The following is a 16,326-nucleotide window of genomic DNA, read 5'->3' on the forward strand; positions in this document are numbered from 1 at the left end:
AATATAAACAATTTAAGCAGGTTGTTATGTGATGTAAATCACGCATATAAAAATCCTCTTGAAGCACATCTCTACAGAACACGCTAGTGTTGATGTGGATGCTTTGTCTTCAAGAGGATTATCGAAATTTAATGTTAGTAATCCGTTGTTTTATGAATTTATAATATCATATTGCTCCAATATCTGCCGATGTAACGGGTGGTCTGCGGTTATGGAAGTATAACGCGTCAGCGCCACACCCAGCCCTTCGTTGCGGATCACCTGCTGAAGCTCGACTGCCTCGGGGTCTTCCGTAATATCAAATTTACAGGCAGCAGCCATTCCTAACGCCAGATGATCCGTCGGAATGCCATACTCCTGCGCTTGGAGCGCGGGACGTACAAGACGGTCATTGGGAGACAGCTTGCGTAATGGTGAACGTCCGACCCGAGTAACATCGTCTATTAGATTAGGGTTGCGGAAGCGATCCAAAATTTTAGAGATGTACTTCCTATGCTCCTCTTGATCCAAACCGAAGCGCTTCACAAGCACCGCTCCCGTTTCCTCCAGTGACCCTTGTATCGAATCCACCACCTTGCTATCCTTCATGGCCTCCTGAATGGTAGCATAACCTGCGGTATAACCAAGATAAGCTGCCACGCAATGTCCCGTATTTACCGTGAACAGCTTTCGTTCAATGTAAGGCTCTAGATCCTGCACGTACAGGATACCTTCGATTTCTTCATGCTCAGATGCCATTTGCGAACGATCCACCACCCACTCGTAAAAAGGCTCTACCTGCACATGTAACGGGTCCTCGTGTTGCTGGATCGGCACAATCCGGTCTACGGCAGCATTTGGAAAATACACCGAAGCCTCAGCCTTGGCACGGGTCGCCTCATCTAATAGCGCAAAAACATGCTCTTTCAGTTGCGCACTACCTCCGATTGCATTTTCACAGGCAATCACATGCAGCGGCCTCGCTCCTCTCTCTACCCGCCGCTTGATTCCTTCCGCAATACCTGCTGCTATGTGCTTGAGGATGCTGACCCCTACCGCGGTCGTTACCAGATCTGCGTGGTCTACTGCATCGGCTACAGCCGCTGCATCCTTGCCGTCAATCGCCGTCACATTCGTGACCAGCTCCGTATCCTTTGTATCATTGGCTAATTCTACGGTGTATTGTTTACGACGGCGTAACTCGGATACAAGGGTGTCGTTGACATCTGAAAAAACAACCTCATAGCCTGCACGCGACAGAATCAATCCGATAAAGCCGCGACCGATATTTCCTGCTCCAAAGTGGACGGCTCTCATAGCTCCAGCTCACTTTCGAACAGATCTATAATTTCCTGTGGGGTCACCGCATTGCGAAGTTTATCCATATTTTCTTCCTCCGCACACACCACAGCGATACTCGTCAAAATCTCCATATGATCGCCGCCTTGTGCTGCAATGCCGATTACCATGTATGCTTTTTCTCCCCCAAAATCTACGCCTTGCGGAAACTGGACGATGGAAATGCCTGTGGATTGAATAAGCGTCTTGGATTCCTTGGTGCCATGTGGAATAGCCAGCCCGTTCCCGATATAGGTGGACACGATCTCCTCGCGTTCCAGCATCTTGTCAATGTACTCACTTGAAATATGTCCTGCATCCAGCAGGATTTGTCCAGCCATACGAATCGCCTCATATTTGTCTTTGGCGGTTGCATTCATTTTTACTTTGTCTATCGTCATAATACTCACGGTAGGTTCCTCCCTGTCCCTAATTTACTGTGTAAAAATCCAGCTAGCTCACTCGATATATAATTGACAATATGATCCCTGCTACCGTGTTCCAGTAGCGTAACCATGTCTTCCTGCAAGAGTAATGCACTAATCTCGCTCAATACCTCCAAGCTTTCTCTCGGCAGCTCACGAGGTCCCAACATGAGCAGCACGCATTCTACCTGTTCGCCTGTATCCGCCAACAGCGGCTCTGCCAGCTTATACAAGGTAAGCGAAGGTTTGCGAATATAGTGGCTACGCGTATGAACTAAAGCAATGGAGGTATCAGAGATCACCTGACTACCTTGGCGCTCTCTTTCCATGAGTTGTGCAGCAACCGCAGAAGGCTCTGTAACATTCCCCCGCCCCGCCTCCAACATGCATATAGCCTCTACGGTCGCCGCCATATCCATCTCCTGATTTTCCAGCGGGTACACTTGAAATTGCTGTACAATGTGTACAATTTCATCGAGACTTTTCCGCAGACCGGTAAGCCACTCCATGTCCTGACCGGGCTGAACGACGTGTTCCTGCTGATGGTCATCAGGATGATTGAGTGTAATATGCTGGATAAATTGACGCAGGCGATCACTCTCCTCCTGCGTCAGCAGCGGGCTGATCTTAAGATAGCGATCTGGTTCAAGCGGTAGCTCTACTGTCGAAATGATCAGATCATAATCCTCCTTGGGGATCCGCGCCGCCTCGTACCATGAGGCCCTATCCACAATTTTGATCTGTGGCAGCTCTTTGGCGAGCCTTGTTGCCAGAAGTCTGGATGAACCAATGCCGCTCGTGCAGACTACGATGGCCCGCACCTCCCGCCGCAATTGTCGCAGCCGCTCCAGCGAAGCGCCGAAATGCATGACGAGAAATCCGATCTCTTCATCAGGGACTTTCATTTCTGTCATGTCCGCCGCAGCCTTTTTCACTGAGTCGAATAAGCTGCTGTAATCCTTGCGGATTTGCTGAAGGAGGGGATTACGAATCGACTTGCCTTCCTTCAAACGTTTGAATACCGGAGCCATATGGGCAATCAGTCCTTCACGCAGAACACGGTCCTCTTCCAATGGCGTGCCTGTTTCTTCCTCCACACGACGAATCAACTCATGAACCGACTCCAGCAGTACAAGATCATCGAGCGGCAGCAGCCGGGTAGAATGATCCTCGGCATCACGGAACAGCAGCCTGAAATAAGATCGTTCCGGGTCCGGAAAGTTAATATCCAGCGCCGCTGACAATTCTGCGCATATGCGTTCTACCATAGCTGTACGCAGCATGATATTCTCATCCGAATCTGTTTTTAAATAGGAGAGAAGAGGATCCATAACATACCCGAGTCGTAGACGTGCCAGCGAAACGCAAATCTGAATCAGCAACTCCATATATTTGCTTTCCACCATGTTTTCCAGCCACTTTTCATGGGGCTGCCAGAGGGCCTTTTCCACGATCAGCAAGTTCCCTCTGCCAATCATCTCCAGCAATTTGTCGGAGACACGAGTCACAGAACGAACCTCTCCCTGGCTGGAAAACAGATCAGATTCATCCAAATGTTCGAGGGCCAGCTCGGAAATCGCCCGTCTTTTGTCTATCTCCCGTCCGGTAATCTCGACACCATATCCCCGTCTGCGGACAAGCACGAGCCCTCGATCTCCGATCCAGTCTTGTAATTCGTCCAGATCATGACTGACCGTAGTTACCGTGACTTTCAGATCTGAAGCCAGCGCCAGCAGCTTGATCGGCTCCCGTGTATCCAGCAGCATGCAGAGAACCACGATCTTTCTCTCCTCAGCCGAATATTCGTCTGGATTCGTATACAGCAATTGCTTTCGCAGGCATACAAGCTGAGCTGGGTCTGCATCTATACAGATACCAATCCCTGACTTTTTCTCCAGCTTCACCTCATGAGTTGCCAGCCAATGCTCGACTGCGCCCAGTTCCCGATGAACCGTCCTTGTGCTGACATTGATCTTCGTGGCAATTTCCCCGGCAGTAACCTCTTTGGACTGCTCCAGAAGATATTCCACGATGTCACGTTGTCGTTTCGTAATATTCATAAGCGCATACCGTTCCTTCCCAAGCTCATCCCTCCAGCAGGAGACGTACACTGCATACAGTCCGCCTGACTATGACGGGGATTAAGAATCGGATTTCAGACGTTCAACCAGCGCTTCGTATTCAGGACTCTTCAGAAAATTGTCAATGGAAATGTGTTCAGCATTCGGGACTACTGTTTTAGCCCGGTCTGTCAACGTTTTTTGCGTAATGACAATATCCGCATCCTGTGGAATTTCACTGATTGCCGTATTCGTAACTGTTACGCCTACGCCCGCCTGCTTCATTTTTTTGCGTAAAATCGAGGCACCCATCGCGCTTGAACCCATACCTGCATCACAGGAAAAGACAATCTTGTTCACTTCGGATTTATCCTTGAGCGTTCGATCTGCGACAATCTCGGCAGCACGATCAGATTCGTGGTTATCTTCCATTACAGTGGCGTTAGCACTGGCACTCTTGCTTTGACTTTTCATATCTTTCAGGCGAGATGCAGCTTCCTCCAGCCCCTCTTCTTGTTGCTTACCTGTCTTGAGTAACACTGCTGCAACAGCAAAGGATACGACCGCAGCAGCGATCACCCCGCTCAGCATTGGCAAATATCCACCTTTTGGCGTCATTAGAAAATAGGCGATGATACTACCCGGTGAAGGAGCAGCAACCAGTCCGGCACCTGTCAACATGAAACAGAAGGTTCCCACAACACCGCCAGCTATAGCTGCAAGAATCAGAATCGGCTTCATCAAAATATAAGGGAAATAAATTTCATGAATCCCGCCGAAAAAATGAATGATGACTGCGCCAGGAGCTGACGACTTCGCAGAGCCTTTACCGAACAGACAGTAGGCCAGCAAAATACCAAGCCCCGGCCCAGGGTTGGATTCCAGCATGAACAGTACGGATTTGCCTGTTCTTGCAGCTTCCTCCAACGCAATCGGACTCAATACTCCGTGATTCAGCGCGTTGTTTAAAAATAATACTTTTCCGGGCTCAATAATGAGGTTGACAAGCGGCAATAGCCCCGCGTTCACGAGGAACTGTACCCCTGCCGACAACACTTGACTGATCATTTGTACAACCGGGCCGATCGCCACATGGGCAAGCAGTGCTAGAATGGCACCGATAATCCCGGCCGAAAAATTATTGACCAGCATTTCAAAGCCTGATCTGACTTTGCCTTCAATGGCCTTGTCGAACTTCTTCAATATCCACGCAGCCAGCGGACCAGCTACCATCGCGCCCAGGAACATCGGGATATCGGCTCCTACTATGACACCCATCGTCATGATGGCACCGATCACACCTCCACGCTGTCCGTGAATCATCGTGCCCCCTGTATAACCAATCAGCAGCGGCAACAAATAATTTTTCATCGGATCAACCAACTGTGCAAAACCTTCGTTCGGGAACCATCCGGTCGGAATAAAGAGTGCCGTAATCAACCCCCACGCAATAAAGGCTCCCATATTGGGCATAACCATACCGCTAAGAAAACGGCCAAAACGCTGTACGGCGACACGAGTGCCTCCTTTTGAACTTGGCTTTGCGTCCAATGTACTCATATTCAAATCCTCCTTGTAGGTAAGCATCACTACCTTTTCTTAAAATTCATACTAAATGACAGCGCTATCTTCATCAACGAAATGAAAACGTACTTTCGTCATGAACGTTGATGACAACATTTAAATTTAAATTATCCAGGAAGATATTATACCTGCATAATTCTTCTTAATATGACCTGTAGCTATAGAAATTAGTCGAAAAACCGCGCTGGATTATGTATGATTCCTATATGGGGACAACCCACTATATCAGAACAACACACGTAATTACGTTTTCAAAAAAAGACAAAAAAATAGCCGCTACGTCAAATCATAGCGACTATTTTATACAAAAATCGAGCAAACTAACGATGCTCTTATTCAATTAAAAATCAATATAAAATTCCGAATAACACGCTATTATTTCATGCTGCATTGCTCTATTTATTACTCCGAAATCAACTGCTCATACTGATCCGCCGACAGTAGTTTGCCCAATGATTCCTCCACATCTTTATCCATCTCTACTTCTACCATCCAACCTTTGTCATATGGAGATTCATTCACTAGCTCAGGTGTACCTTCCAGCGCTTCATTCACTTTTAATATGGTTCCCGTCACCGGAGCAAAAAGGTCGGATACCGTCTTCACCGATTCAATCGTACCGATCTCCGCTCCCTGCTCAATCGTTACTCCCGCCTCAGGTAATTCTACAAAAACAATATCACCCAGTTGGTGCTGTGCAAAGTCTGTAATACCAATCCGCACCGTTCCATTCTCTGTCCGCTGAACCCACTCATGTTCGTCTGTATACCAAAGTTGCTGCTTCACTTCACCCATTCTGTTCCCCTCACTTCCATATGAATAAAATCGCATTTGCTCACCTGTATTAGACAGGTTAAGATTATGACAATACGAACACTCATGTCAATAATACTAACAAAAATACTTCATATCACCTCCTATAGCGCTCTATATAAAAATATAATAATTTATAACAAACGCTTACATATCCTTATTTATATATTAAATGTTTTTTCTATTGTTTTTGATGACATTTTTATTGACATTTTGAATGAATTTGCGTATTAATGGGTTATAGCAAATACTTTGGGAAACACCCGACAACTGCAAACGCGGATGAACGCAGAGGGAGAGACTGCCAAAAAGATTCGCATAGCTGTTGCCGCTTGTGAGACAGTTGTGCACGCGAATCGGATCAAGTTGTTATCTGCAAAGCCAGGTAATATACTGCTGATCCCGAAGGTAGCGCCGAAGGAGTAAGCCTGCATTGCAGGTGAATCTCTCAGGCAAAAGGACCTCTGCCGGACGCATCTCTGGAGAGCATTCGCTATTGGAGCGGATCACCCAAGAGGAAACCCGGTACATACCGGGGTAACTTTCTGGTATCAAGGACAGAGCTGAAAAAAGAGTATAGACTGCTGTCTATACGTTTTTTTCGGCCTGTCTTTTTTGTTTTGCCGATCACACCGGATAGGAGTGGAAACATGACTAATTTGCGAAAAACACCGCTATATTCGTCCTACGGGACGCAGTCTGGGGTTCGTTGTATTGACTTTGGCGGCTGGGAGCTCCCCGTTCAGTTTAGCGGTATCCAAAAGGAGCATGAGGCCGTCCGGCAACGTGCGGGTTTATTCGATGTATCGCATATGGGTGAGTTTTTGGTTGAAGGCAAAGAGGCCGAAGCTTTTCTACAAAGGGTGACCACGAATGATGTCAGCCAGTTGGAACCAGGTCAGGCACAATATTCACTCCTGTGTTACCCCGATGGAGGTGTAGTAGACGACCTGCTTATTTACTGCAAAGGACCGGAGCGCTACATGCTCGTTGTGAACGCCTCCAACATTGATAAGGATTGGGATTGGTTACTTCGTCATGTGCCTGCATCCGTTCACATGGAGAATGTGTCTGATGCAATAGCATTGCTGGCATTGCAGGGACCGGAAGCAGCACGTATTGCCGCAGCCGTGGCAGATACGGATATTACGAATCTGGCATCTTTCCACTTTCATGAGAACGTGCCATTGTTCGGAGCAAAAGCACTCGTCTCACGAACCGGATATACGGGCGAAGACGGTTTTGAATTTTATGTACCTGCTGCGGAAGCACCCGCCGTATGGGAGGGTTTGCTTCGTTCCGGTGAGTCGTATGGGCTGATTCCCGCTGGACTTGGTGCTCGGGATACACTACGCTTTGAGGCTCGGTTGCCGCTGTACGGACAGGAGCTATCTGCCACGATTTCACCACTTGAAGCCGGTCTAGGGTACTTCGTCAAGCTGAATAAAGGAGATTTTATCGGTAGAGAAGCACTGCAACGTCAGAAAGATCAAGGGATTCCTCGTAAATTGATCGGGCTGGAAATGATTGATCGCGGCATCCCACGCGCCCATTATCCGGTATTCGCAGAAGGACAACGCATCGGTGAGGTCACAACGGGGACTCAGTCGCCCACCTTGAAGCGTAATCTGGGCCTCGCCTTGGTGGACAGTCGTTTTAGTGCCCTCTCCACACCGCTGGAGGTTGAGATTCGTGGCAAACGCCTGCGTGCCGAGGTAGTGGCAGCACCCTTTTATAAACGCCCGCGCTAATCTTAAACTCTCTTCATTCCAATAAAGCAAACATGTCAGATATGAACTTCCGGGTTTTTCAGCTCACACTTTTTTATTAGCTAATTACGATTTAAAATTTTGCTTTTCGAAAGGAGCCAGAACCTATGAAGCAGCATCGTTATCTCCCTATGACTGAACAAGATCAAACCGAAATGCTGCGTGTGGTGGGTGTATCATCCATTGATGATTTATTCAGTGACATTCCAGAGGCCATTCGATATCAAGGGGAACTCCCTCTTTCTTCTCGACTCGATGAGAAAGCCTTAACCCGCCACTTGGCCGAGCTGGCTGGACACAACGCCAATACAGACACACATGCCAGCTTTCTTGGCGCAGGAATTTATGATCATCATATTCCGTCGGTCATCCAGCACATCACTTCACGCTCGGAATTCTATACAGCCTACACCCCCTATCAGCCGGAAGTAAGCCAAGGCGAGCTACAAGCCATTTTCGAATTTCAGTCGTATATTTGCGAATTGACGGGCATGGCTGTAGCTAATGCCAGCATGTACGACGGAGCGACTGCACTGGCGGAAGCGGGCTCACTGTCCGCCGCAGCTACCCGCCGTAAACAGCTTATCGTATCGAGGTCCGTCCATCCAGAGGCACGTCAGGTATTGGCAACCTATGCACGCGGATTGAATTTGGACATCGTGGAGATCGGCTGTTCGGACGGTGTAACGGATGCTGATGCGTTAGCGGCGGCCGTATCGGAACAGACCGCGGCTGTTTTGGTCCAAAGCCCCAACTTTTTCGGAGCCGTGGAAAATCTACAGCCGATGGCTGACCTCATCCATGCACACAAAGGTCTTTTGGTCGTCAGTGCCAACCCACTGGCACTTGGCTTGCTGGAGACACCCGGCAAACAGGGCGCGGATATTGTGGTAGGAGACGCGCAGCCACTTGGCATCTCCTCTTCTCTCGGCGGTCCGACCTGTGGATACTTTGCCGTTTCTCAGGCACATATGCGCCGTATCCCCGGCCGTATTGTGGGTCAGACCACTGATCGCAATGGTAAACGCGGCTTCGTGCTGACCTTGCAAGCGCGCGAACAGCATATCCGCCGCGAAAAGGCCACCTCTAACATTTGTTCCAATCAAGCGTTGCTAGCTTTATCTGCATCTGTATACTTGTCTGTTATGGGTAGACAGGGGATCAAGGAAGTAGCCGAGCTAAATTTGCATAAAAGCCGGTATGCTTTAGAGCAATTGCTGAGCTTGAAGGGCGTAACTGCCTCGTTTAACGCACCGACCTTTAACGAGTTTGCCCTGAGACTGCCTGAGGGTACAGATATGAGCAGACTCCAGGCCGAGCTGCTAGCTGCTGGATTTATCGCTGGCTACGATTTGGGCCGGGACTATGAGGAACTTGCTGGTCACATGTTGATTGCCGTGACGGAGCAAAGAACCAAAGAAGAGATTGACCAATTTGTGCACACCTTGGGGGGATTGCTATGACACATACCGGACAGGATCAGAAACAAGAGCTGTTAAAGGAACACGATCAAGCGCTCATTTTTGAATTGAGCCGTCCGGGTCGCATCGCCTATTCCCTTCCCGAGTGCGACGTTCCCCGTCGCCCGGTGGCAGAGCTTTTGCCAGACTATACGCTGCGCAGCGAACCTGCAGCATTACCCGAGGTATCCGAAGTAGACGTTATTCGGCATTATACCGCCTTGTCCCGGCGCAATTTTGGCGTGGACAATGGATTTTATCCGCTCGGCTCCTGTACGATGAAATACAATCCGAAGGTGAATGAGGATGTCGCCCGATATACAGGCTTCGCCAAAATCCATCCATATCAGCCCGAGGAGAGCATCCAGGGTGCCATGGAGTTGCTGCATACGCTCCAAAATGATTTGGCTGCGTTAACTGGCATGGATGCCGTCACGCTTCAGCCCGCCGCGGGCGCCCATGGCGAATGGACCGGGCTGATGATGATTCGCTCATACCACGAAGCACGTAGTGAGCGACGTACCAAGGTGCTCGTGCCGGATTCGTCGCACGGAACGAACCCCGCCAGTGCAACCGTCGCAGGCTTCGAAACAGTCACCCTTCCTTCCACCCCTGAGGGGCTAGTGGATCTGGATGCGCTGCGTCAAGCCGTAGGCAACGACACTGCTGCGCTCATGCTGACCAACCCGAACACGCTTGGGCTGTTCGAGAAGCAAATCACTGACATTGCTGCCATCGTGCATGACGCGGGGGGTCTGCTCTACTATGACGGGGCGAACTCCAACGCCATCATGGGGATTACCCGTCCCGGAGATATGGGCTTCGATGTAGTGCATCTCAATTTGCACAAAACGATGAGTACCCCGCATGGTGGCGGTGGCCCCGGCGCTGGGCCTGTCGGCGTAAAGCAACGGCTCATCCCTTATTTGCCCAAGCCGCTTGTCGCACGGGATCCACAGGGGGTGTACCACTGGGACCGGGAACAGGGAGATTCTATTGGACGGGTTAAAGCCTTTTACGGGAACTTCGGTATTCTCGTCCGTGCCTATGCCTATATCCGTAGCTACGGTCCTGATGGCTTAAAGCGTGTATCGGAATGTGCTGTACTCAATGCCAATTACATGATGCATCGGCTCGCTCCATATTTTGATCTGCCCTACCCTGGACATTGCAAACACGAATTCGTGATGTCAGGGCGAGGCTTGAAAAAATTTGGAGTGCGCACGCTTGATGTAGCCAAACGTCTGCTTGATTTCGGCTACCATCCACCTACAATTTACTTCCCGCTGAATGTAGAGGAGTGCATCATGATCGAGCCCACGGAAACAGAAAGTAAGGAAACACTTGATGCTTTTGTCGACACTATGATTCATATTGCGCGGGAAGCAGAAGAGAACCCTGAGCTGGTGCTCAATGCACCATATACTACTCCAGTCACACGATTGGACGAAACTACTGCAGCCCGCAAACCTGTACTGAATTGCTCATGCAGTTGAAAACAAATTCTACTTAAAGGATGCAAAAAAGCCGGTATCTAATTAGATACCGGCTGCTGTATGTACACAGCAATTTTTTGTTGGAAAAAGATATAACCTTTGAAATGTAATACCCTTCCTTAGCCTTCGATGCTTTGAACCAATTCAACAACCTGTTCTGCTGTTTGCATGTCCAGAGCTTTTGTAGCCAGTTTTTCCATGTCCGCACGGGACAACTTGGAAATTTGACTACGTGCTGGCAGAATGGAAGTGGCGCTCATACTGAACTCATCAAGTCCGAGACCCAGCAGCAACGGAATTGCTGTTGTATCTCCTGCCATTTCGCCACACATACCAACCCAACGTCCTTCACGGTGAGCGGCATCAATAACCATTTTCACCAGACGCAGAATGGATGGATTGTATGGTTGATACAGGTAAGAAACCCGCTCGTTCATGCGATCCGCTGCCATTGTGTATTGAATCAGATCGTTTGTACCGATACTGAAGAAATCTACTTCTTTTGCGAATTGGTCAGCCAATACCGCTGTAGAAGGAATTTCTACCATGATGCCCAGTTGAATTTCTTCGGATACGGATACACCCTCAGCTACCAATTTTTCCTTTTCTTCCAACAAAACAGCTTTAGCTTCACGGAATTCGTTCAGCGTAGCAATCATTGGGAACATGATGCGCAAGTTACCATGCACACTCGCACGCAACAAAGCACGCAATTGAGTGCGGAAAATATCCTGGCGATCCAGACACAGGCGAATAGCACGGAATCCGAGGAACGGATTCATTTCTTTCGGCAGGTCCAGATAAGGAAGTTCTTTGTCACCACCGATATCCAAAGTACGGACTACAACCGGTTTACCTTCCATTCTTTCCAGAACAGTTTTGTACGCTGTATACTGTACTTCTTCGGATGGAAGCTTATCGCGTCCCATGTACAAGAACTCCGTACGGTACAAGCCAACGCCTTCACCACCGTTGTCCAGGACACCAGCTACATCATTAGGCGTACCAATATTGGCTGCCAGTTCGACATGGACACCATCGACAGAAACCGTAGCTTCGCCGCGCAGCTTGCGCCACTCTTCGCGTTGCTTGTCGTATGCCACTTGTTTAGCACGGTATTCTGCAACAATCTCTTCGGTAGGGTTCACGAATACGTGACCATCCAAACCATCAACGATAATCAAATCGCCGCTTTTAGCTTGAGACAATATATTTTTCGTTCCCACAACTGCAGGAATTTCAAGTGAGCGAGCCATAATAGCCGAATGCGAAGTACGTCCGCCGATATTCGTTGCAAAACCTTTAACAAATTCACGGTTCAGCTGAGCTGTGTCGGAAGGTGTCAAATCTTCTGCAAGCACAATCGTTTCTTCGGCAATTTCTGCAGGACTAACAAAATGAACACCAAGCAGGTGATTCAGGATCCGCTTGGTTACATCACGCATGTCCGATGCGCGTTCTTGCAAATAGGCACTTTTCATGTTTTCAAACATGGAAATGAACTGTGTAGCTACTTCATTCAAAGCATAGTCAGCATTAAGCTGCTCGTCTCTGATTTTAGCTTTAACCGGATCGATCAATTCAGGGTCATTCAAAATGAGCAGGTGAGATGCAAAAATTTCTGCTTTTTTCTCTCCCAGTTCCTTAAGCGTTTTCTCCTTAATCGATTCCAATTCGGTTTGAGATTGTGCCAAAGCCGCATCCAATCTTGCGATTTCAGCTTCAACATCACCAACCGCGCGTCTCTCTACAGCGTAATTCGGATGCTCCAAGATAAACGCCCGGGCAATGGCTATGCCTGCCGAAGCGGCAATCCCAGAAATCTTAAGCATGAACTTCGCCCAGCCCTTCGTTGACGATTACATTTTCAAGAGCTTTCAGTGCTTCGGCAGCTTCAGCGCCTTCGCAGATAATGTTAATAGTATCGCCTTGTTCCAGACCCAGAGACAATACACCCAGAATGGATTTCAAAGTTACTTTTTTACCGTTAGCTTCGGCAAAAGATTCAGCACCGCTGAATTTGTTAGCTGTATTTACCAGCGCAGTTGCAGGACGTGCATGGATACCGTCTTCATCCGTAATTCTAAAAGTTGTTTGCATAATTTGTTCCTCCCACTTTCCTAAAGATAATATTTGTTTACACGCAGTATACCGAATAATTGATCAGACGGCCTAAGCCGCCTAATCAACTAATCCGAAACACATAGAGTTTATTTTATCGTAATTATACCATCTTCGCCAGCCTTCAATACTCCAGTTTTGTTTAAAGTTACCGAAGAACCTTCAGGAAGGTTAGTAAAAATGACAGGTGAGATGATGGATTTAGCGTTTGCCTTCACGTATTCCAGGTCTACTTTCATAATAGGCTGGCCAGCTGACACAAGATCGCCTTCGTTCACCAAAACGTCAAATCCTTGACCTTTAAGCTTCACTGTATTCACCCCGATATGAACAAGCACTTCTTTACCGCCATCGGATTGGATACCAACCGCATGCTTGCTCGGGAATACATTGAATACTTTGCCGTAAACAGGGGACACAATCGTTCCATCATTTGGCACGACCGCAAAGCCGTCACCTGTCATACGTTCTGCAAATACCGGATCGGGAACCGTCGAGATATCAACCAATTCGCCGTTAACAGGCATTACAATATCTTCTACAATAATGGTTTGTTGTTCTTCTCCAGCTTCCTTCTCCTCTTGTGGAGCAGGTTGCGCCGGAGCTGGTGCAGGTGTACGTCCAGCCATGATATCAGCCATTTGAGTTTTAATGGTGTCGGAACGTGTACCGAAAATTGCCTGTACATTGTTACCGACTTCAAGGACACCCGATGCGCCAAGTTGTTTCAAACGAGCTTTGTCAACGTTCGATTTCTCATTAACCTCGATCCGAAGACGTGTGATACAAGCATCCAGATGCTTGATATTCGATGAACCGCCGAAAGCTGCCAAAATGTTGTGTGGGAGCTCGTCACTACTACCAGTTGCTGCGCCATCCACATTTTCTGTGGCTTCTTCACGCCCTGGTGTTTTCAAGTTGAATTTCCGTATGATGAATCGGAATCCGAAGTAATAAATAACTGCCAAAATCAGACCGACGATGATTACATACCACCAAGGCGTACGGGTTGGAATAATCCCGAAAATCAGGAAGTCAATAAATCCGCCTGAGAAGGTCATACCGATTTTGACATGTAAAATTTGCATGGTCATAAATGACAGACCTGCGAATATACAGTGTACTGCAAACAGCAGTGGAGCTACGAACAGGAAGGAAAATTCCAGTGGCTCCGTAATACCTGTCAAGAACGAAGTCAATGCTGCTGAACCCATAATACCTGCTACATATTTTTTGTGTTCTGGTCTTGCTTCATGGTACATCGCAAGCGCTGCTGCTGGCAAACCGAACATCATGAATGGGAATTTACCCACTTGGAACGTACTTGCTGTCAAAGCCACTCCGTCGCGAAGCTGGCTGAAGAAGATCTGCTGGTCACCGTGAACAGTTTGACCTGCTTTGTTAACATATTCACCAAACTCAAACCAGAACGGTGAATACCAAATGTGATGCAAACCAAATGGAATCAGCGCGCGTTCGATAACCCCGAACAGGAACGCCGACAAAGTCGGGTTGGAATACACCATAAAGTGAGATACTGCGTTAAGTCCTTGTTGAACTGGAGGCCAGATCAGAACCAGTGCTAGTCCGACAATAAGTGAGGATACCGCCGTTGCAATTGGAACGAAACGCTTACCCGCGAAAAAGCCCAGATACGAAGGAAGCTCAATTTTGAAAAAGCGGTTGTACATGGCTGCGGCCAGTATACCGATGATTATCCCGCCGAACACCCCGGTTTGAAGCGTTGGAATTCCCAACACGTTCGCATAACCCGGTATTTTTTGAGCAATCAGACCAGGTGTGACACCCACGGCTGTACCCAGAGTAATGTTCATAACGAGGTAACCGATGATGGCAGCCAGACCTGCTACACCTTCACCGCCCGCCAGACCGACGGCTACGCCGACTGCGAACAACAGTGCCAGATTATCAAAAACGATTTGTCCGGCATTCATCATGATCGTCGCAACCGATTGAACCCAGCCCGCATTTAATGCCGGAATATACTGGAGAAAATCAGGATTGACCAGCATGTTACCGATACCCAATAAAAGCCCCGCAGCTGGCAAAATCGCTACAGGAAGCATTAATGCTTTACCGACACGCTGTAAAACGCCGAAAAGCTTTTTAAACATACCTTCCACATCCTTCTCTGAAATTTAGAACAGAGGCAAAACAACAAAAAAGGCATGAGCCGATTTAAGTATGTTTGAAAACAACCTTGGGATATAGCTTACCCCAGTAGGCTGTAAACAATCATAACTTAAAACAACTCATGCCTGATCGAATCAGTAACACGTTAAATGTTCAGTTGTTGTCTTCCTCATTGCAAAATTGATTATAGCACCCCACTAAATGCGAGGCAATACTTTTTTATTCCGGTTTTATCACTTTTTGTTGCTCCCCCTGCTCTTTGCGTTGGGACAACCGCTGCAGATGCATTGTCAAATAACTAACCTCAGCCGGATAAACAGGTTTACGTAGCCTTTTCTCCATAATCTTCGTCAGTTTCCAGGACAGCATATACATTTCTGGATATTCTTCATTCAAAAGCTTGTCCAATCGATAAATCTCCTGCACAATCTCTCCCCGGCGCACACGTTCAATCGCAAACCTCAGATGAGTCAGCAGTCGAGAATAATCAAGGGATTGGAGAGGAATTCGATAATCCAGTGTCGTCTCGACAACCTGAACCATATCAGCAATCAGACGAGAATCCTTCCTAACCTCGGAAATATGCTGGTTTGTCATGGCGCTATAAATATGCAGGGCCACGAATCCGATTTCATCTTCTCCCAGATCTACATTCATCTTATCCCTGATTAAAGCAACAGCCTGCTCAGCCATCTTGTATTCCTGAGGATATATTTCCCTAGTCTCATACAAAAACGGATTATGAATCGTAATTCCCTGTTTATGACGGTTGATGGAAAAAGCGATATGGTCAGTTAAAGCAATCAGAATGTGCTCATTTAGAGGCTTCTTTGCTTGAAGCTGAACAAGATGAAGCACCTCACCGATGACCTCGATGAGCTTTTCATCCAGCTCAGGAAGCAACCGTTTGTATTGCTCCTGTTCTTCATGGCTTTTTAATATAAATAATTTTTCAACTGAATCCAACGGCATAAGATCGCCGGGTCTGCGATTGAAACCGATTCCTTTTCCAATCACGACAACCTCATCATGCTCGGGGTGCATTCCTATAATCACATTGTTATTCAGCGCTTTGGCCACTTTTAGGCTGCTCACATCCGCACCTCTTTTATCAGAACCTTGATCCT

12 protein-coding genes and 1 riboswitch are annotated in these 16,326 nt (G+C 47.9%); of the genes, 3 read left to right on the forward strand and 9 right to left on the reverse strand.

Annotation, left to right across the window (positions count from 1 at the left end):
• Nucleotides 1-150 precede the first annotated feature (150 nt).
• The 5 genes from MKY98_RS18925 to gcvH all read right to left on the reverse strand — a co-directional run bounded on the left by MKY98_RS18925 (nucleotide 151) and on the right by gcvH (nucleotide 6,181).
• A complete protein-coding gene (locus MKY98_RS18925) occupies nucleotides 151-1,296 on the reverse strand; it encodes a mannitol-1-phosphate 5-dehydrogenase (RefSeq protein ID WP_069012488.1) in 1,146 nt (381 codons plus the stop codon).
• Nucleotides 1,293-1,727, reverse strand: coding sequence for a PTS sugar transporter subunit IIA (locus tag MKY98_RS18930; protein ID WP_069012487.1), 435 nt, complete (start codon nucleotides 1,725-1,727; stop codon nucleotides 1,293-1,295). Before MKY98_RS18930 ends, MKY98_RS18925 begins: the two co-directional genes overlap by 4 nt.
• Nucleotides 1,724-3,802: a BglG family transcription antiterminator gene (locus MKY98_RS18935; protein ID WP_069012486.1), complete on the reverse strand. Its 2,079-nt coding sequence runs from the start codon at nucleotides 3,800-3,802 to the stop codon at nucleotides 1,724-1,726. Before MKY98_RS18935 ends, MKY98_RS18930 begins: the two co-directional genes overlap by 4 nt.
• A gap of 81 nt (nucleotides 3,803-3,883) precedes the next feature.
• Nucleotides 3,884-5,362, reverse strand: coding sequence for a PTS mannitol transporter subunit IICB (locus MKY98_RS18940; RefSeq protein WP_069012485.1), 1,479 nt, complete (start codon nucleotides 5,360-5,362; stop codon nucleotides 3,884-3,886).
• 426 nt (nucleotides 5,363-5,788) lie between these two features.
• Complete coding sequence (gene gcvH, locus MKY98_RS18945; protein WP_069012484.1) at nucleotides 5,789-6,181, reverse strand: glycine cleavage system protein GcvH; 393 nt, start codon at nucleotides 6,179-6,181, stop codon at nucleotides 5,789-5,791.
• 392 nt (nucleotides 6,182-6,573) lie between these two features.
• Nucleotides 6,574-6,673, forward strand: a riboswitch (glycine riboswitch).
• Nucleotides 6,674-6,849: 176 nt separating this feature from the next.
• Here gcvH and gcvT point away from each other — a divergent pair.
• From gcvT to gcvPB, 3 genes are all read left to right on the forward strand, one after another.
• Nucleotides 6,850-7,950 carry a glycine cleavage system aminomethyltransferase GcvT gene (gcvT, locus tag MKY98_RS18950; RefSeq protein WP_069012538.1) on the forward strand — a complete coding sequence of 367 codons (1,101 nt, stop codon included), beginning with the start codon at nucleotides 6,850-6,852 and terminating at the stop codon, nucleotides 7,948-7,950.
• Between the two features lie 125 nt (nucleotides 7,951-8,075).
• Nucleotides 8,076-9,431 (forward strand): aminomethyl-transferring glycine dehydrogenase subunit GcvPA, encoded by a 1,356-nt coding sequence (gene gcvPA / locus MKY98_RS18955; protein WP_029515700.1) that lies wholly within the window; start codon nucleotides 8,076-8,078, stop codon nucleotides 9,429-9,431.
• The gene (gene gcvPB, locus MKY98_RS18960) at nucleotides 9,428-10,924 is read left to right on the forward strand and encodes an aminomethyl-transferring glycine dehydrogenase subunit GcvPB (protein WP_069012483.1); all 1,497 of its coding nucleotides are present in this window, start codon (nucleotides 9,428-9,430) and stop codon (nucleotides 10,922-10,924) included. The genes gcvPA and gcvPB overlap by 4 nt, the downstream gene beginning before the upstream one ends.
• Before the next feature lie 119 nt (nucleotides 10,925-11,043).
• On the opposite strand, the gene ptsP is transcribed toward gcvPB, so the two are convergent.
• From ptsP to glcT, 4 genes are all read right to left on the reverse strand, one after another.
• Nucleotides 11,044-12,756, reverse strand: a complete 1,713-nt coding sequence (ptsP, locus tag MKY98_RS18965; RefSeq protein WP_029515702.1) for a phosphoenolpyruvate--protein phosphotransferase — start codon at nucleotides 12,754-12,756, stop codon at nucleotides 11,044-11,046.
• Nucleotides 12,749-13,024 (reverse strand): HPr family phosphocarrier protein, encoded by a 276-nt coding sequence (locus MKY98_RS18970; protein WP_013372579.1) that lies wholly within the window; start codon nucleotides 13,022-13,024, stop codon nucleotides 12,749-12,751. The genes ptsP and MKY98_RS18970 overlap by 8 nt, the downstream gene beginning before the upstream one ends.
• Before the next feature lie 110 nt (nucleotides 13,025-13,134).
• Nucleotides 13,135-15,180, reverse strand: coding sequence for a glucose-specific PTS transporter subunit IIBC (gene ptsG / locus MKY98_RS18975; RefSeq protein ID WP_069012482.1), 2,046 nt, complete (start codon nucleotides 15,178-15,180; stop codon nucleotides 13,135-13,137).
• Nucleotides 15,181-15,418: 238 nt separating this feature from the next.
• On the reverse strand, nucleotides 15,419-16,294 hold the full coding sequence (gene glcT / locus MKY98_RS18980) for a glucose PTS transporter transcription antiterminator GlcT (RefSeq protein ID WP_029515704.1): 876 nt from the start codon (nucleotides 16,292-16,294) through the stop codon (nucleotides 15,419-15,421).
• Nucleotides 16,295-16,326 lie beyond the last annotated feature (32 nt).

The sequence above is a fragment of the Paenibacillus sp. FSL M8-0228 genome, assembly GCF_038007385.1.
GTDB classification, from domain to species: domain Bacteria; phylum Bacillota; class Bacilli; order Paenibacillales; family Paenibacillaceae; genus Paenibacillus; species Paenibacillus polymyxa_D.

Coding starts and splice junctions, on each gene's coding strand:
- gcvH (WP_069012484.1), bottom strand. CDS start 6,181: ATGGGTGAAGTGAAGCAGCAACTTTGGTATACAGACGAACATGAGTGG.
- MKY98_RS18970 (WP_013372579.1), bottom strand. CDS start 13,024: ATGCAAACAACTTTTAGAATTACGGATGAAGACGGTATCCATGCACGT.
- gcvPA (WP_029515700.1), top strand. CDS start 8,076: ATGAAGCAGCATCGTTATCTCCCTATGACTGAACAAGATCAAACCGAA.
- MKY98_RS18940 (WP_069012485.1), bottom strand. CDS start 5,362: ATGAGTACATTGGACGCAAAGCCAAGTTCAAAAGGAGGCACTCGTGTC.
- gcvT (WP_069012538.1), top strand. CDS start 6,850: ATGACTAATTTGCGAAAAACACCGCTATATTCGTCCTACGGGACGCAG.
- MKY98_RS18925 (WP_069012488.1), bottom strand. CDS start 1,296: ATGAGAGCCGTCCACTTTGGAGCAGGAAATATCGGTCGCGGCTTTATC.
- ptsP (WP_029515702.1), bottom strand. CDS start 12,756: ATGCTTAAGATTTCTGGGATTGCCGCTTCGGCAGGCATAGCCATTGCC.
- ptsG (WP_069012482.1), bottom strand. CDS start 15,180: ATGTTTAAAAAGCTTTTCGGCGTTTTACAGCGTGTCGGTAAAGCATTA.
- gcvPB (WP_069012483.1), top strand. CDS start 9,428: ATGACACATACCGGACAGGATCAGAAACAAGAGCTGTTAAAGGAACAC.
- MKY98_RS18935 (WP_069012486.1), bottom strand. CDS start 3,802: ATGAATATTACGAAACGACAACGTGACATCGTGGAATATCTTCTGGAG.